Source organism: Mycobacterium kyorinense (assembly GCF_002101735.1).
GTDB classification, from domain to species: Bacteria; Actinomycetota; Actinomycetes; order Mycobacteriales; family Mycobacteriaceae; genus Mycobacterium; species Mycobacterium kyorinense.
Genome location: NZ_LQPE01000058.1, coordinates 1 through 16,159 on the forward strand (window position 1 = coordinate 1; position 16,159 = coordinate 16,159).

Annotated in this window: 17 protein-coding genes; 15 read left to right on the top strand and 2 right to left on the bottom strand. The window is 68.2% G+C overall.

The features are described 5' to 3' along the window. The coding region (locus AWC14_RS08650; protein ID WP_142281625.1) for a lysophospholipid acyltransferase family protein at positions 1-871 on the top strand (871 nt) is incomplete at its 5' end. Here AWC14_RS08650 and AWC14_RS08655 read toward each other — a convergent pair. Then, on the bottom strand, positions 821-1,660 hold the full coding sequence (locus AWC14_RS08655) for a metal-dependent hydrolase (protein ID WP_045383685.1): 840 nt from the start codon (positions 1,658-1,660) through the stop codon (positions 821-823). The two genes, AWC14_RS08650 and AWC14_RS08655, sit on opposite strands and share 51 nt — an antisense overlap. Positions 1,661-1,729: 69 nt before the next feature. Here AWC14_RS08655 and AWC14_RS08660 point away from each other — a divergent pair, with 69 nt between their 5' ends. From AWC14_RS08660 to mnmA, 3 genes are read left to right on the top strand one after another with little or no spacing between them, the layout of a single operon-like run. Continuing rightward, positions 1,730-2,368: a TetR/AcrR family transcriptional regulator gene (locus tag AWC14_RS08660; RefSeq protein WP_193393853.1), complete on the top strand. Its 639-nt coding sequence runs from the start codon at positions 1,730-1,732 to the stop codon at positions 2,366-2,368. A 21-nt stretch (positions 2,369-2,389) separates the two neighbouring features. Beyond that, a complete protein-coding gene (locus tag AWC14_RS08665) occupies positions 2,390-3,568 on the top strand; it encodes a cysteine desulfurase family protein (protein ID WP_045383688.1) in 1,179 nt (392 codons plus the stop codon). Then, positions 3,565-4,638 (top strand): tRNA 2-thiouridine(34) synthase MnmA, encoded by a 1,074-nt coding sequence (gene mnmA, locus AWC14_RS08670; protein WP_045383691.1) that lies wholly within the window; start codon positions 3,565-3,567, stop codon positions 4,636-4,638. Before AWC14_RS08665 ends, mnmA begins: the two co-directional genes overlap by 4 nt. Before the next feature lie 3 nt (positions 4,639-4,641). On the opposite strand, the gene AWC14_RS08675 is transcribed toward mnmA, so the two are convergent. Beyond that, positions 4,642-5,274 carry a sensor domain-containing protein gene (locus AWC14_RS08675; protein ID WP_045383694.1) on the bottom strand — a complete coding sequence of 211 codons (633 nt, stop codon included), beginning with the start codon at positions 5,272-5,274 and terminating at the stop codon, positions 4,642-4,644. 35 nt (positions 5,275-5,309) lie between these two features. Between AWC14_RS08675 and AWC14_RS08680 the strand changes: the two genes are divergently transcribed. The 11 genes from AWC14_RS08680 to AWC14_RS08730 all read left to right on the top strand — a co-directional run bounded on the left by AWC14_RS08680 (position 5,310) and on the right by AWC14_RS08730 (position 16,158). Then, entirely contained in the window at positions 5,310-6,323 is a 1,014-nt protein-coding gene (locus tag AWC14_RS08680) for a uroporphyrinogen decarboxylase/cobalamine-independent methonine synthase family protein (protein WP_045383697.1), read from the top strand. Between the two features lie 67 nt (positions 6,324-6,390). Next, positions 6,391-6,879 (top strand): SRPBCC family protein, encoded by a 489-nt coding sequence (locus AWC14_RS08685; protein WP_045383699.1) that lies wholly within the window; start codon positions 6,391-6,393, stop codon positions 6,877-6,879. Beyond that, a complete protein-coding gene (locus AWC14_RS08690; protein WP_142281626.1) occupies positions 6,876-7,181 on the top strand; it encodes an ArsR/SmtB family transcription factor in 306 nt (101 codons plus the stop codon). The genes AWC14_RS08685 and AWC14_RS08690 overlap by 4 nt, the downstream gene beginning before the upstream one ends. Before the next feature lie 26 nt (positions 7,182-7,207). Next, complete coding sequence (gene ligA, locus AWC14_RS08695; protein ID WP_045383700.1) at positions 7,208-9,295, top strand: NAD-dependent DNA ligase LigA; 2,088 nt, start codon at positions 7,208-7,210, stop codon at positions 9,293-9,295. A gap of 405 nt (positions 9,296-9,700) precedes the next feature. Continuing rightward, complete coding sequence (locus AWC14_RS08700) at positions 9,701-10,615, top strand: DUF4878 domain-containing protein (RefSeq protein ID WP_158089877.1); 915 nt, start codon at positions 9,701-9,703, stop codon at positions 10,613-10,615. A 2-nt stretch (positions 10,616-10,617) separates the two neighbouring features. Beyond that, a complete protein-coding gene (locus AWC14_RS08705; protein ID WP_045383702.1) occupies positions 10,618-11,625 on the top strand; it encodes an AAA family ATPase in 1,008 nt (335 codons plus the stop codon). Positions 11,626-11,630: 5 nt separating this feature from the next. Further along, positions 11,631-12,503: a DUF58 domain-containing protein gene (locus AWC14_RS08710; protein ID WP_045383703.1), complete on the top strand. Its 873-nt coding sequence runs from the start codon at positions 11,631-11,633 to the stop codon at positions 12,501-12,503. Positions 12,504-12,609: 106 nt separating this feature from the next. After that, on the top strand, positions 12,610-12,969 hold the full coding sequence (locus AWC14_RS08715; RefSeq protein WP_337590227.1) for a hypothetical protein: 360 nt from the start codon (positions 12,610-12,612) through the stop codon (positions 12,967-12,969). After that, complete coding sequence (locus AWC14_RS08720; protein WP_045383708.1) at positions 12,960-14,051, top strand: vWA domain-containing protein; 1,092 nt, start codon at positions 12,960-12,962, stop codon at positions 14,049-14,051. The genes AWC14_RS08715 and AWC14_RS08720 overlap by 10 nt, the downstream gene beginning before the upstream one ends. Beyond that, positions 14,048-15,112, top strand: a complete 1,065-nt coding sequence (locus AWC14_RS08725) for a vWA domain-containing protein (protein ID WP_045383711.1) — start codon at positions 14,048-14,050, stop codon at positions 15,110-15,112. The genes AWC14_RS08720 and AWC14_RS08725 overlap by 4 nt, the downstream gene beginning before the upstream one ends. After that, a complete protein-coding gene (locus AWC14_RS08730) occupies positions 15,109-16,158 on the top strand; it encodes a hypothetical protein (protein ID WP_052425676.1) in 1,050 nt (349 codons plus the stop codon). Before AWC14_RS08725 ends, AWC14_RS08730 begins: the two co-directional genes overlap by 4 nt. The last annotated feature ends 1 nt before the right edge of the window (position 16,159 follow it).

The window sequence follows — 16,159 nt, forward strand, 5'->3', positions numbered from 1 at the left end:
CCCGCCCACCCATGCCTGGTGGCCGCGAGCATCCTGCGATGACGCCTGCGTGCAAGCGGGCGCCGGGCACGCAGCGCGACGGGCGACGGTGGCGCTGCGGGTGTTGCTGGTGCTGTTGTTGGTGCCGGCGCTGCCGCTGCTCGCCGTTCCGCTACCCGGCCGGTCGTGGGCGCAGCGTGCTTACTGCCGGCTGGTTTTGCGCTCTTTTGGTGTGCGGATCACGGTGACGGGTGGGCCGCTTCGCAACTTGCCCGGCGTCCTGGTGGTCAGCGACCACATGTCCTGGCTGGACGTCATCACGATCGGTGCGGTGTTCCCGGTCAATCGTTCACAGCCGCTGTCGTTCGTCGCCCGTGCCGACGTTGCGCGCAGCCTTGCGGTGCGCATGATGGCCCCGATCATCAAAGTCATTCCGATCGACCGCGACAGCCTGCGTCAGTTGCCCCGCGTGGTGGGCGTCGTCGCCGATCGGCTGCACACCGGTGACACGGTAGTGGCGTTCCCGGAAGGCACCACTTGGTGCGGCCTCGCTTCGGGGCGGTTCCGTCCGGCCATGTTTCAAGCCGCGATCGACGCGGGCCGGCCGGTCCAGCCGCTGCGGCTGAGATACCACCACAGCGACGGCAGGGTCTCGACCGCTCCGGCTTTCATCGGCGACGACACGTTGCTGACCTCGATGCGCCGGCTGCTGTTCGCCCGGTGCACGGTGGCGCGGGTATGCGTCGAATCGCTGCAGCTGCCGGGCACCGACCGACGGGAGCTTGCCCGACGCTGCCAGGCTGCGGTGCGCGACGAGTTCGCTGCGTCGGCTCGGCAGGAGCTACCGCGCCTGCACCAGCTGGTTTCCGTCGGCGTCGAAGAGTTCCTTTGACCAGCGGTCGAGGAGCTCGGTGGTGTCCCAGTCGTCCGGGTGAAAGCCCGGCCGGGTGTAGGAGGCGATGCGACGACGGGTCTCGGCGCTCACCAACGGCGACTTGCGGAAATCGTTGAGGCTGCGCAGCAGCCGTCGCGGGTTGTAGGACGCGCGGTCGCGGGCCATGGACCGGAGCGTCTGGATGACCACCTCGGCCACAAAGATCACGGTGGCTATCCGCATGGCCCGCACCCGGGTCCGCTCGGTTCCGCCGACCGCTTGGAAGACATCGAAGGCCACCGCCTTGTGCTCACACTCCTCGAATGCGTGCCACAGCAGTATCTGGCGCACGTCCGAGCGGCCGAGCAAGTCCAGCATCTGCTCGTCGCTGAGCATCAGCTCCGCCAACGTCGCCGTGTAGTGCTCCAGGGCGGCGGTGCCGGCCAGGGCCATCTCCGTGGAAAAGACCTTTTCGAGCTTGGCGAGCAACCACTTGACGTGGCGGTCAAACCGCGCGGTGGGATAACCCATGTCCTGGAGCCGGTCGTTGAGCATCCGGTGCTGCTGGCGGTGGGTAGCTTCTTGGGCGATGAACCCCTTGACCGCCTGCTGCAGTTCCGGGTCGGTGATCTGGTCGCGATAGTTGCGCACCGACCGGATGAAAAAGTCTTCGCCCTCCGGAAACGCCGCAGACAGTACTGAGACGAAGTGGCTCATCACCAGGTCGTCGCCGGCGTAATGCTTCCGGGTGCCCGTGGGCAGCGTGAACTGGACGCGGCGGGCTTTCAATACTGGGCGCTGGGGCATCGGTCCTCCTGTCGGCAAGCTCACATGTGACTTTACGCCTAGTCACATGGGAATGACAGACTGTAGCCCGTGAGTCCGGCGCGGATCTACGGCGGTATGACGGCCGAGCAGCGCGAGGCCGGCCGTCGAGCGCGGCTGATCGACACGGCGATCGAGCTGATGGGCACGCGCGGCGCCGCCGACACCACCGTGACCGCCGTGTGCACCACCTCAGGGGTGACCTCGCGCTACTTCTACCAGCACTTCGCTGACCGCGACGCGCTGCTGCGCGCCGTCGCCGAGCAACTCCGCACCACCATCCAAGAGGCCATCGTCAAGGCCATCCCCGAGGGCAGCTCCACGCCAGATGCGTTGGCGCAAGCCCCGATTCGTGCGCTGCTGACCATGATGGCCGACGATCCACGGCTGGGCCGGATTCTTTTCGTGGAATCCGGCACCGAGCCGACACTGCGCGAACTCCGCAGCGAGCTGATGGCCAGCTTCGCCGATCTCGTGTGGCAGCAGGCGCGGCTGCACCTGGACATTCCCGACTCCGCGGCCGAGGTCGGTGAACTCGCCGCGATCGTGGGCGTCGGCGGCGTGTTCGAAGTGTTGCGCCGCTGGGCCGACGGCGAACTCGACCACACCCCGGATCAACTCGTCGAGCACTGCGCCGGGTTGCTGGGCAGCCTCGCCGGCTATGTCCTGGCAGGCGGCGGCGACCAATAGCGCCGGTATCCTGGGCGGGTCATGGTGTACCTCGACCACGCCGCCACCACCCCGATGCATCCCGCCGCCATCGAGGCGATGACGGCCGTGCTGGCCACCGTGGGTAACGCCTCGTCGCTGCACACCGCCGGCCGCGCCGCGCGGCGCCGGATGGAGGAGTCCCGCGAACTGATCGCCGACAAACTCGGCGCGCGCCCCTCCGAAGTGATCTTCACCGCGGGCGGCACCGAGAGCGACAACCTGGCGATCAAGGGCATCTACTGGGCGCGTCGCGACGCCGAGTCCCGCCACCGTCGCATCGTGAGCACGGCCGTCGAACACCACGCCGTGCTGGACGCCGTCACCTGGCTCGCCGAACACGAAGGCGCCGAGGTGACCTGGCTGCCGGCCGGCGACGATGGCTCGGTGGCGCCGGCCGCCCTGCGCGACGTTTTGGAGAGCCGCGACGACGTCGCGCTGGTGTCGGTGATGTGGGCCAACAACGAGGTCGGCACCATCATGCCGATCAGCGAACTAGCGGCTATCGCAGCCGAATTCGATGTTCCGATGCACAGCGACGCTGTTCAGGCAGTGGGTCAGCTGCCGGTCGGATTCGGGGTCAGCGGGCTGTCCGCGATGAGCGTGGCCGCCCACAAGTTCGGTGGCCCGCCCGCAGTCGGGGCATTGCTGCTGCGCCGCGACGTCAGCTGCGTGCCGCTGTCGCACGGCGGCGGGCAGGAGCGCGATATCCGTTCCGGCACACCGGATGTCGCCGGAGCCGTTGGCATGGCGACGGCCGCACAGATCGCGGTCGACGGGCTGGAGGCCAACAGCGCGCGCCTGCGGGTGCTGCGCGACCGGCTGATCGACGGAGTGCTGACCGGGATCGACGACGTGCGGCTCAACGGGCCCCGGGATGCCAGGCTGCCGGGCAACGCGCACTTCACCTTTGCCGGGTGCGAGGGCGATGCGTTGCTGATGTTGTTGGACGCCAATGGAATCGAATGCTCGACCGGCTCGGCCTGCACGGCCGGGGTGGCGCAGCCGTCGCATGTTCTTCTCGCGATGGGCGCCGACACCGCCAGTGCACGCGGATCGTTGCGATTGTCGTTGGGGCACACCAGCGTCGAGGCTGACGTCGACGCGGCGCTGCGGGTACTGCCGGGCGCGGTCGCCCGGGCCCGGCAGGCCGCGCTGGCCGCCGCGGGGGTGTCGCGATGAAGGTGCTGGCCGCGATGAGCGGCGGCGTCGACTCGTCGGTGGCGGCCGCCCGGATGGTCGACGCCGGACACGATGTGGTCGGCGTGCACCTGGCGCTGTCGAGCGCGCCGGGCACGCTGCGCACCGGATCGCGGGGCTGCTGCTCCAAGGAGGACGCCGCCGATGCTCGCCGGGTCGCCGATGTGCTCGGAATCCCTTTCTATGTCTGGGATTTCGCCGACAAGTTCAAGGAAGACGTGATCGACGACTTCGTGTCGTCCTACGCCCGCGGCGAGACTCCCAACCCGTGCGTGCGCTGCAACGAGCGGATCAAGTTCTCGGCGTTGGCGACCCGTGCGCTCGCTCTGGGTTTCGACGCTGTGGCCACCGGGCACTACGCCCGGCTGGCCGACGGTCGGCTGCGCCGCGCGGTCGACCGCGACAAGGACCAGTCCTACGTGCTGGCGGTGCTGACCGCCGAGCAGCTGCGCCATGCCGCGTTCCCGGTCGGCGATACCCCCAAGCCGCAGATCCGCGCCGAGGCCGCCCGTCGCGGCCTGGCGGTCGCGGAAAAGCCGGACAGCCATGACATTTGCTTCATCCCGTCCGGTGACACCCGGGCTTTTCTGGGTAGCCGCATCGGCGTGCGTCGCGGCACCGTGGTTGATGCCGGGGGAGCGGTGCTGGCCGAGCACGACGGCGTCCACGGTTTCACGATCGGCCAGCGCAAGGGGCTGGGCATCGCCGGTCCCGGCCCCGACGGCCGGCCGCGCTATGTGACAGCGATCGACGCCGACAGCGGCACCGTACGGGTGGGCACCGCCGCGGATCTGGACGTGTGGGCGCTGACCGGGCAGAAGCCCGTCTTCACCGCGGGCGCGGCGCCCTCAGGGGCCGTCGAGTGCGCGGTGCAGGTGCGCGCCCACGGCGAAACCGTCGACGCGGTAGCCGAATTGGTGGACGACGAGCTTGCGGTGCGGTTGCGGGCAGCGCTGCGGGGAGTGGCGCCCGGCCAGACCCTGGTGCTCTATCGCCCGGACGCCGACGGCGACGAGGTGATCGGCAGCGCGACGATCGCCAATGCGTCCTGACCGTCAGCCGGGAACGTTGGCCGCGATGTTCGTGATCACCATGTCGGACACCGACTCCGGGAAGCCGCAGAACGTCACCTCGAGCAGCACCACCGACTTGAGCCGGTAATCGCGCCCGCAGTTTCCGGGGCGGGTGTGCAGCGACTGGGCGTCGGCATGCCAGTCGCCGATGTAGACGAATCCGTCCGAGGTGGTCGCGCAGCTTTCGACCGTCGACACCAGGACGTCGAAGGCGTGCTTGGCGGCGCCGGTATCGCGATAGGCGGCCGCGCCCTCGGAAATCAGCCCGCCCTGCGGCGGGTACTGGAACGTGGTCTTGTGGAATTCCTCGACGTCGGGTCCGAAAGTAGCCGTCTCGGCATAGATGAACCGACACGGCGGCGGCGCAGTCGCGGCCAGCGCGTCGAGGTCCACCGGCGCCTTGCCGTCCATCGACGGGATGATCGTCAGGTGCTCGCCGCCGCCGGTGATCGCCTGCATCCGGGTCTGGTCGAGAAGGATCTGATCGACGTCGACCGGCGAGGCGCTGAGCGTCCCGGGAAATGCCGGCACCGCCACGCCGCCGATCACCCGGGTGCACGCCACTGCCAGTAGCCCCGCGCAACACACCAGCAGCATGCGTGCCGGTATCCGCATCCCTTGAGGCTAGCCCGGGACCGTACGGTTGGCCGGTGACTGCTTTCGCGACGGCCAGCGGGGTCGGCTCGTGGCCCGGCACCACGGCGCGGCAGGCGGCGGAGGTCGTCGTGGGCGAGCTGGCCGGCGCACTGGCCCACATCGTCGAGCTGCCCGGCAGGGGAGTGGGCGCCGACACGATCGGGCGCGCCGGTGCGCTGCTGATCGACGTCGCGATCGACACGGTGCCCCGGGGCTACCGCGTCGCCGCACGTCCCGGCACCGTGACACGCCGCGCGATCAGCCTGCTCGACGAGGACGTCGACGCGCTGGAAGAGGCCTGGGAGACGGCGGGCCTGCGGGGCAGCGGTCGGCCCGTCAAGGTGCAAGCGCCCGGACCCGTCACGCTGGCCGCCGAGCTGGAGCTGAGCAACGGCCACCGCGCCATCACCGACGCCGGCGCGATCCGGTACCTGGCCGCGTCGCTGGCCGAAGGGGTAGCCAACCATCGGGCGACGGTGGCGCGGCGACTCGACACACCCGTCGTCGTGCAATTCGACGAACCGTCGCTGCCGGCGGCGCTGGCCGGACGGCTGACCGGAGTGACGGCACTGACCCCGGTGCACCCGATCGACGAGACGCTGGCAACCACGCTGCTCGACGGCTGTGTGGCCGCGGCCGGCGCCGACGTCCTGGTGCACAGTTGCGCGCCCGACATGCCGTGGAAGGTATTGCAGCGCAGCGAGATTCACGCGGTATCGGTGGACGTGACGACACTGCAGGCCGTCGATTTGGACGGGGTCGCGGAGTTCGTCGACTCCGGCCGCACCGTCGTGCTGGGCGCCGTGGCCGCCACCGCCCCGCCGCGCCGGCCGTCGGCCGAGGAGGTCGCCAAGGCGGCCGTCGCGGTGGTCGACCGGCTCGGGTTTACCCGTGCTGCGCTGCGGGACAGGATCGGAATCGCCCCCGCGTGTGGCCTGGCCGGCGCGACACCCGAGTGGGCCCGCACCGCGATCGACCTGGCCCGCAAGGCCGCCGAGGCGTTGGCGGACGATCCCGACGCAATCTGAAACGCAACCACAGGGTTGCGCATCAGGCCGGACCATGGTCTACTAAAACGCAACCAGGAGGTTGCATATGACTAGGGATCGAATCGAGAAGCAGGTACTACTTCGCGCGCCACTGGACCGGGTGTGGCGGGCGATCAGCAACGCGGACGAGTTCGGGCAATGGTTCGGCGTGCGCTTCGACGGGCCGTTCGTCGCCGGAACGTCGGTCAGCGCGACCATCACCCCGACGACCGTCGACGACGAGGTCGCCAAACTTCAACAGCCGCATGCCGGCAACACAACCACCTGGCAGATCGTCGCGGTCGAACCACAGCGGCGCTTCGCCTACCGCTGGCATCCGTGCGCCGGCGAACCGGACACCGACCACGAGCCGACCACGTTGGTCGAGTTCACCCTGGACGAGACGCCCGACGGCGTGCTGTTGACCATCGTCGAATCTGGTTTCGACGCCCTGCCCGCCGCACGGCGCTCGGACGCTTTCGAGTCCAACGCCGCAGGCTGGGCCCACCAGGTCGAACTGGTGCGCAAATACCTGGCGCTGGAGCACACGGTGTGACGGCGCCGCTGTTCAGCGCCCTGGGCGACCCGAACCGGCTACGCATCGTAGTCAAGCTGTCCGACAGCGGGCCAAGCTCGACTTCCCAAGTGACGCAAGCGGTTCCGGTCACCCGTCAGGCCGCAACCAAACACCTGGAGCAGCTGCAGGCAGCCGGATTGGTCGACAGCAGCCGCCGCGGGCGCGAGCGCATCTGGGCGCTGAAGACCAAGCCGCTGGCCGAGGCCAGCGACTACCTGGTCCAGCTGTCGCGCCGTTGGGACGCCGCGATCGACCGGCTGCGCGCCTACGTCGAGGATTAGTCGGCGTCCTTCGATAGCCTGCCAAGGTGAGCTCGCCAGAAGCCGACCCGGTTGCGCCCGACGTCCGCCGGCAATGGCGGGAACTGGCCGACGAGGTGCGCGAACACCAGTTCCGCTACTACGTGCGCGATGCGCCGATCATCTCCGACGCCGAGTTCGACGAGCTGTTGCGGCGCCTGCAGGCTCTCGAGGAGCAGTACCCCGAGCTGCGGACCCCGGATTCACCCACGCAGCTGGTCGGCGGGGCCGGCTTCGCCACCGACTTCATGGCGGCCGAGCACCTGGAGCGGATGCTTTCGCTGGACAACGTGTTCAGCGCCGAGGAGTTCGACGCGTGGGCGGCCCGCGTGCGCGCCGAAGTCGGCGACGACGCCCACTACCTGTGCGAGCTGAAGATCGACGGCGTCGCGCTGTCGCTGGTCTACCGCGGTGGCCGGCTTGTCCGCGCGGCCACCCGCGGCGACGGCCGCACCGGCGAGGACGTCACGCTCAACGCCCGCACCATCGACGACGTCCCCGAGCGGCTCACGGCCGACGACGACTACCCGATCCCCGATGTCCTCGAAGTCCGCGGCGAGGTGTTCTTCCGGGTGGCCGATTTCGAGGCGCTCAACGCCGCGCTGGTCGAGGACGGCAAGACACCGTTCGCGAACCCACGCAACAGCGCGGCGGGATCGTTGCGGCAGAAGGATCCCGCCGTGACCGCCCGCCGCAAGCTGCGGATGATCTGTCACGGCCTCGGGCACACCGAAGGTTTCCGGCCGACCAGCCTGCACAACGCCTACCTTGCGCTAAAGGCTTGGGGCCTAACGGTTTCCGAGCACACCACCCGGGTGGACGCAGTGGCCGGCGTGCACGAGCGCATCGCCTACTGGGGCGAGCACCGCCACGACGTCGACCACGAAATCGACGGTGTGGTGGTCAAAGTCGACGAAGTCGCGCTGCAACGCCGGCTCGGGTCCACCTCGCGGGCGCCCCGATGGGCCATCGCGTACAAGTACCCACCGGAGGAGGCGCAGACCAAGCTGCTCGACATCCGGGTCAACGTCGGGCGCACCGGGCGAGTCACCCCCTTCGCCTACATGACACCGGTGAAGGTCGCCGGGTCGACGGTCGGGCTGGCCACCTTGCACAACGCGTCGGAGGTCAAACGCAAGGGCGTGCTGATCGGCGACACCGTGGTGATCCGCAAGGCCGGCGACGTGATTCCCGAGGTGCTGGGCCCTGTGGTGGACCTGCGCGACGGATCGGAACGCGAATTCGTGATGCCCGCAACGTGTCCCGAATGCGGCACCAAGCTCGCGCCCGCCAAGGAAGGCGACGCCGACATCCGCTGTCCGAACTCGCGGTCGTGTCCGGCGCAACTGCGGGAGCGGGTGTTCCACGTCGCCAGCCGCGGCGCCCTGGACATCGAGGGGCTGGGCTACGAGGCCGGCATTGCGCTGCTGAAGGCGAAAGTCATTGCCGACGAAGGCGATCTGTTCAGCCTCAGCGAAGACGACCTGCTGCGCACCGACTTGTTCCGCACCAAAGCCGGCACGCTGTCGGCCAACGGCAAGCGGCTACTGGCCAACCTGGACAAGGCCAAGCAGCAGCCGCTGTGGCGGGTGCTGGTGGCCCTGTCCATCCGGCACGTCGGGCCGACCGCCGCCCGCGCGCTGGCCACCGAATTCGGCAGCATCGACGCGATCACGTCTGCGTCCACCGAACAGCTGGCCGCCGTCGAGGGCGTCGGGCCGACCATCGCCGACGCGGTCAAAGAATGGTTCAGCGTTGACTGGCATCGGGCGATCGTCGACAAGTGGCGCGCCGCCGGAGTGCGGATGGCCGACGAGCGTGACACCAGCGTGCCCCGCACGCTCGAGGGACTCTCGATCGTGGTGACCGGATCGCTGGCCGGCTTCTCCCGCGACGACGCCAAGGAGGCCATCGTCGCGCGGGGCGGCAAAGCCGCCGGCTCGGTGTCGAAGAAGACCGCCTACGTGGTCGCCGGGGATTCGCCCGGATCCAAGTACGACAAGGCCGTCGAACTGGGCGTCCCGATCCTCGACGAGGACGGTTTCCGCAGGCTGCTGGCCGAAGGGCCGGCCGGGATTTCGGGCACGGCCGAGTAGCCGTCGGTCTCAGTGGTGGCCGAATTCGCGTCATCGAGACCGCCCGCGTCTGGTTAGACTTTCGTGGTTCACCGGCTCTGCGGTGCCGGCGCCGCCCGCCAAGCGGTGTTCGCCGCCTATTTCAGCGGGAGGAGTGCAGTGACGGATTCGTCGGGCACGGGGCGCAACTACGGCGGTCCCAACCCGATCGGAGGCCCCAGCCAAGCCCCGCCCACCGGTTGGGGGCCGCCGCAGGTCCCGCAGGCACCGGGGCAGTGGCAGGCGCCGCCGCCACCACAACCGCCGCCACAGCCACCGCCCGGTTGGGGCCCTGTCGGCGCGCCGGAATGGGGTCCGCAGTTTCCTGTGCAACCGCGCGCGGGGCGTCGTCACCGCAAGGCGCTGCTGGTGACGGTCGGGGCCGGTGTGGCGGTGATCGTGGTGATCTCCATCGTGGGGGCCTTCACCTTGTTCGGTGGGGGCGGTGGCAGCGGCGCAGGTAGTCCGAGTGCCGCGGTCAAGGGTTACCTGGAAGCGCTGGCGCGCGGCGACGCGGAAGCGGCGTTGTCCTACGGTGCCGATCAGCCCGCGTCCAAGGAGCTGCTGACCGACGACATCCTCAAGAAGCAGACCGAGAAGATGCCGATCTCCAATGTCCGGATCCTCGGCGACAATGCGGGCGACGCATCCGGCACGGGCCAGGTTCACGTGACAGTGAGTTTCGGCGACCAGAGCTCCGACAGCACGCTGCCAGTCAAAAAGGCCGACGGCCGTTGGAAACTCAGCGCCAGCACGGTACGGCTGGACTTCACCCGCTTCACCGCCACCAATCAGGCGATGGAGACCCTCACCGCGTTCGGCAAGCCGGTCGGAAAATCGGTGGCCTATGTATTTCCCGGTTGGATCGACTGGGGCTCGAGCAACAAGAACATCGCCGCGACAGGTAAACCGGTGCTGCTCGAGTCGCTGGCGTCCCCCGCCGGGGCGGCGGTCCTTCCCACGCTGTCGATCAGTGATGCGGGCCGGGCGGATATCGTGGCCGCTGTCAAGCAGCGGCTGGATACCTGTGCGCAATCGAAATCGCCGATGCCCGAACAATGTCCGCAGAAAATGTTTGTCCCCGGCGTCGTCGACGGGACGGTGACATGGCAAGCACCCGACGCCAACAATGCCGAAATCCGGTTCATCCCGTTGAAAATGTCGGCGCTCGTCACCATGCAGACCACTTTCGGGTACACGGCTCAAACCAGGGACGGCTCGAGCGTGACGGGTAGCGCGCCCGCCATCCTCATTGGCGAGGCCGATCTTTCGCAAAGTCCACCGACCATCAATTGGCACTGACCATGACAACCGAACATATTCGACTTCAGCCCAACCGACAGGACATGGACAACGCCTACCGCGTTGTCAACGCGATCACCCAGGTGTTCGCCAGCAAGGTTGTCGGACAAGAGAATCTGCGCGAGTCGCTGCTGATCGGCCTGCTCACCGGAGGGCACATCCTGCTGGAAAGCGTTCCGGGACTGGCGAAGACGACGGCGGCCCGGGTGGTCGCCGATTCGATATCCGGTGGCTTTCAGCGCATCCAGTGCACTCCGGACCTGTTGCCTAGCGACATCATCGGCACGCAAATCTATGACTCGTCGACCAATTCGTTCACCACGCAACTGGGGCCGGTGCACACCAACATCGTGTTGCTCGACGAGATCAACCGCTCCAGCGCCAAGACCCAAAGCGCCATGCTGGAAGCCATGGAGGAGCGCCAGACCACGATCGCCGGTCAGCTCTACCCGATTCCGGACCCGTTCGTGGTGATCGCGACGCAGAACCCGGTCGACCAGGAAGGCACCTATCCACTGTCGGAGGCGCAGACCGACCGGTTCATGCTCAAAGAGGTGCTGCGCTACCCGATGCCACAAGAGGAAGCCGAGGTCATCTTCCGCATCGACGCCGGGGTCTACGACCGCGATCGAAAGCCTCGCCCGGTGGTCGGTCTCGACGACATCCGGCGCCTGCAGCAAGTGGTGCGCAACGTGCACATGGACCAGGTCCTGGTGCACTACGCGAGCCAACTCGTGCACGCGACTCGCAACGCCGAGCAGTTCCTGCCGCCGCATCTGGCCAAACTCGTGGAGTACGGCGCCAGTCCCCGTGCCACGATTGCGTTTTGCCGCGCGTCGCGGGCACTGGCGGTGCTGAGCGGGCGCAACCACGTGATTCCCGACGACATCCACAAGCTCGCCCACCGCGTGCTGCGCCACCGGCTGATTCTGGGATTCGAAGCGGTCCGGGCCAAGGTCACGCCGGAGATCGTGATCGACGCTGTGCTGGCTTCTGTTCGAGTTCCCTGACGCCGATGGGCAAGCACCTCAACCGGGCGCGCCTGTATTTCGGCACCGACACCCGCCGCATGCTGGAGGGCGGACGCTACGCGCTGCTGCACACCCGCAGCCTCGAACTCGACGACCTTCGGCCGTACGTCGCCGGCGACGACGTGCGCGACATCGACTGGAAAGCGTCCGCGCGGGCCGGGACAGTGTTGATCAAACGCTATGTCTCCGAACGGCACCACAAGATCCTGCTGGTCGCCGACGCTGGACGGAACATGTCGGCGCTCGCGCCGAACGGCGAGATCAAACGCGACATCGCCGCCAACGTGATGGGCGCGATCGGCCTGATCGCGATGGGCCGCAGCGACGAGATCGGGATGGTGTACGGCGACGCGCGCGGCTGCGCCAACATCCGCAACCGGCGCGGCGAGACGCACATCGAAAGCATGCTCGAGCTCTACTACAGCAGCGCCACAACAGATCCGGGGCCCAGCGATATCGTCAGCCAGCTGGAGTATGTGACCCGCGCCCACCGCCGACGGCTGCTGCTGATCGTGGTCTCCGACGAACCCGATGTCAGCGCCCGCCTCGAGGAGGTGCTCAACCAGCTCGTCGGGCGCCACGAGCTGATCTGGCTGATGATCACCGACCTGCCCGCCGTCGGCTCGGACGAGGGCGAGCAGGACGGATTCGACGTATCCACCGGCAAATTCGTGCTCAACGGCGCCACGCTGGGACCCCGTGTCGTGGCCGCCTACCAAGCCGCCGAGCAGCAGCGTGCCGTGCAGCTCGACCAGTTCCTCACCTCGCACCATGTCCGCTTCGCCAAGATCGGCGACAGTGCCGAGATCCGTCCACGCATCGTCGAGATGGCTGAGGCCTACCGCAATGCCAGCTGACGACCTACTGCGATATGTGAGCGGCCCGCTGCCGTTCTCGGTATGGTGGTTGTGGGCCGGGCTTTGCCTCATTGCGCTTGTAATAGCTTGGCTTGCAGGTGTTTTCGTGTGGACCATGCCGCCGGCCCGGCTGCGCGCCATGCCGGTGATCGGCGGCTTGCACGCGCGGCTGCTGCGACGCCGTTTCGCACGCTCGGTCGCTGCGATCTGCGGGCAGTACCGCACCGGCGGCATTTCCGCGCCGCAAGCCAGCGCCGCGATCAGCCGCACGTTGCGCAGCTTCCTGTTCCTGGCGACCGGAACCCGGGCGCAGTACCTGCATGTCGGCGACATCGCGTCCGGCGACCTGGCGCCGGCCGGGCCGTTGTTGGAGGCGCTGGGCGACATTCAGTTTAACGCCGACAGCCGCGTCGACATCGGCGCGGTGGGCCGATCCACCGAGGAGCTCATCCGGTCATGGAGCTGAGGTGGTGGCCGCTGATCGCCGTGGGCATTGTGTGCCTGGCGGGCTGTATCGCCGCCGCGGCTTTATTACCGATGCCCAAGGTCCATCGTCAGCTGCGCCCGCTGGCACATGTCGACCGCCTGACCCGGCTGCCCGAGTATGCCCGGGTCTACCGGATCTATTTCCTGTCCATGGTCGTCACCGGCGCGCTGCTGCTGGCGACCTTCGCCACGGCCCTGGTCGCCAGCGCCCGGCCCATGGGAATGTCGTCGGTGACAAAGGAATTCGAAGTGCAGCATCCCGACGACATCATGCTGTGCGTCGGCGAGCCCGTCACCGATTCCACCACCGCCAACTTTCTCGGTTACTACGCCCAGCAAGCCAAGTCCCATGGCACCCAACGCATCGGGCTGACGTCGACCAGTCTGCGGGTAGTCCCGTTGACTCGCGACCACGGATATGCGGCCGGGCGGCTCGAGCACTTCGCCAAGCTCGCGCGCACCCAGCAAGACCTGGCCGCCAACAAAGCGGTGCCCGAAGGTGACCGCCGTGCACTGCAGTCGGGCATCGAGGAATTCAGCCAGCGGGTCAGCTACGTCGACTATGCGACCAGCCTCGAGGACAATCTCGCGTTGTGCCTCACCGGATTTCCGTCGTTCGAGACCAAAAGCACGCATCGGCGATCGCTGGTCTACGTCGGCTACAGCGCGCCGAGGCCGCCGAACGAGAAGCGGCCCGCCCTGTACACCGCGCAGGCGGTGACGAAGATGGCCGCGGACGCCGGCGTGCAGATCAACGCCATCTCCCGTTCCGATGTTGCGCAGAGCTCACCGCAAGCCAACGACACCCTGCGCGCGATCACAGAATCGACCGGCGGAAAGTTCTTCCTGTACAACCCCTCCGGGGTCGCATCGAGCGATTCCGGGGCCGACGCCACTCTGACCCGCATCCTCGACCAGGTCCGCGACAACCCGCCGCAGGCAACGCTTCCCAACGGCAAAGTGGTGTCGATCGAGTCGTTTGACTCGCCGCGTTTGGCGCTCGTGGCCGCGCTGGCGTTCGCCGCCCTGCTGGGACTGTCACTGGCGGTCCTGCGGCGATGACGTTCAATCCGGTCTTCGCGCCCGCGGTTCTCGTCGTGATCGCGGTCGCGCTGATCGTAGTGCGGATGGTGGCGCTGTATCGGGTGCTGGTCCGCACCGGCAGCGGCCGCTATCGGCGGGTGGTGTTGCGCTGGTGCGGCCTGACCCTCGCCGTTCTGCTGTTGGTGTTCGCGGCGGCGCGGCCGGGCATCGACCTGGCCGGCGGCTCGGCCGATCAACCCAACCGCGCCGCGGCGGCCGAGCCGAATCTGAACGTGTTCTTCGTGGTGGATCGTTCGGTGAATTCGCGAGTGGAGGATTACGGCGACCACCAATCGCGAATGAGCGGGATCCGTTCCGACCTCGACGCGCTGATCGGCGAGTACCACCGGGCGCGGTTCGCGGTCATCTCGTTCGCATCGAAAGCGACGCTGGATTGGCCGCTTTCCGACGACGCCTGGAGCCTGAGATCGATGGTGCATGGCCTGTCGTCGTACACCGTCGCCGCACCCGACGCGATGTATCAGGCCGACCCGACCACGGCCAGGAGCATCCTTGGCGAGCAACTCAAATCCGCAGCGGACCTATTTCCCGGTTCGAAGAGCCTGGTGTTCTATTTCGGTGCGGGCGACGGCGGTTCGCGCGTCTCACGCGCCTCGTTCGATCCGCCACGCGACGCGATCGCCGGCGGCGCGGTGTTGGGCTACGGCACCGCGGCCGGTGGGCCGATCCCGCAGGGCTGGGTGAACGGCACGAAGAATTACCAAACCGATCCGGCGAGCGGCGCCGAGCTGGCGTCGGTGCTGGACGAGCAGACACTGAAGAACGTCGCGGGCGAGCTGAAAGTGCCGTATTTCCACCGGGATAGCGGGCAGAGCATCGCCGCGGTGCTGCCCGCGGTGGACCCGCCCGGGCTGTCATCCGACGACGCGGGCTCGCTGCGGGCATCCAAGTTGATCGAGCGTCGAGAGCTGTACTGGGTGTTCACCCTGTTGTCGACGGTGCTGCTGCTCGCCGAGATCGTGCTGACCATCCGCGAGTTCCGACTCAACCGGATGGCGCGCCAGGACGTGTCGCGATGATGCTGCGCAAGACGCCCGGTTTCGCGATCCGCCCGCGGATAGAGCGTGCGCTGGCGAGGTTGCGCTCCGGGCCGTCGCGGATCCGGTTGCGGTGGCGACTGTTCGCCTTTTCCCTGCCGGTGGTGGTCGTGTTGCTGCTGGTGGGCGCCAAGATGATCAGCGTTGCGGTGGTCAGCAATTCGGCGGTCGGCGATTTTGCCGCACACGACATCGCGGCGCTGCGCGACGACGTCTCCGCGCTGAAGTCCTTCGACATTTTCGAGCCGGCGAAGACGTCGTTCGCCGATGCGGATCTGGCCGTCCTGGAGGGCCGGTTGGATGACGCCAGTGCAGGCTTCCGGGAATCGTTGGCGCACACCAGTTTTGCGCAGTCCTGTCCCGCGCGGGTCAATCTGGAACTGGTCATCGAGACGTTGGGCGATCTCGCCGCCCGCGCCGGCAACGTGCAGGTGGCCGAGCAGCGGTACAACAGCGCGATCACCGTGGTCAAGGAGGCCCCGCAGGGCTGTTTCGCCGGAAACGGCGATTCGGATGCGGATCGTCGCCGCATTCGCCATGAGGCGTTGCCCCGGCTGCAGCAGAAGATCGATAGCCTGCACAAGCCGCCGCCGTCGAGCAACCAGGAGTCGCCACCGTCGGGCGGCTCGGGTGGCTCGGGCGGCTCGGGCGGCTCGGGCGGTGACGGTGGCGGGTCGGGAGGCTCGGGTGGTGGCTCGGGCTCGCCACCGCCGCCGGGCGAGGGCAACCCGCCGCCACCGGACCAGGGCCAGGGGTCGCCACCTCCGCCGTCGGGCCAGGGCCCGGGATCGCCACCGCCGCAAGGCGGTTCGGGTTCGCCGCCCGCCGGATCCGGCGGGCAAGTGCCCTCGGATGGCGAGGCGCCAGCCGGCGAAGGCGATGCCCTTAACCCGGTCAGCCCCGACCGGCTGCCCAGCGTCGGCAGTCCCAGTGCCGCCCCGCGGTTGGGCACCGGCAGCGGCGACCCGCTGGACCGGCTGCGCACTTTGCTCGACAACTCGAACGCCTACGGCGACAGCAGCGAATAAC

Bases quoted from the DNA above. Each gene is read 5' to 3' on its own strand.
- AWC14_RS08655 (WP_045383685.1), bottom strand. From the start codon at position 1,660: ATGCCCCAGCGCCCAGTATTGAAAGCCCGCCGCGTCCAGTTCACGCTG.
- AWC14_RS08665 (WP_045383688.1), top strand. From the start codon at position 2,390: ATGGTGTACCTCGACCACGCCGCCACCACCCCGATGCATCCCGCCGCC.
- mnmA (WP_045383691.1), top strand. From the start codon at position 3,565: ATGAAGGTGCTGGCCGCGATGAGCGGCGGCGTCGACTCGTCGGTGGCG.
- AWC14_RS08675 (WP_045383694.1), bottom strand. From the start codon at position 5,274: ATGCGGATACCGGCACGCATGCTGCTGGTGTGTTGCGCGGGGCTACTG.
- AWC14_RS08685 (WP_045383699.1), top strand. From the start codon at position 6,391: ATGACTAGGGATCGAATCGAGAAGCAGGTACTACTTCGCGCGCCACTG.
- AWC14_RS08705 (WP_045383702.1), top strand. From the start codon at position 10,618: ATGACAACCGAACATATTCGACTTCAGCCCAACCGACAGGACATGGAC.
- AWC14_RS08710 (WP_045383703.1), top strand. From the start codon at position 11,631: ATGGGCAAGCACCTCAACCGGGCGCGCCTGTATTTCGGCACCGACACC.
- AWC14_RS08720 (WP_045383708.1), top strand. From the start codon at position 12,960: ATGGAGCTGAGGTGGTGGCCGCTGATCGCCGTGGGCATTGTGTGCCTG.
- AWC14_RS08725 (WP_045383711.1), top strand. From the start codon at position 14,048: ATGACGTTCAATCCGGTCTTCGCGCCCGCGGTTCTCGTCGTGATCGCG.
- AWC14_RS08730 (WP_052425676.1), top strand. From the start codon at position 15,109: ATGATGCTGCGCAAGACGCCCGGTTTCGCGATCCGCCCGCGGATAGAG.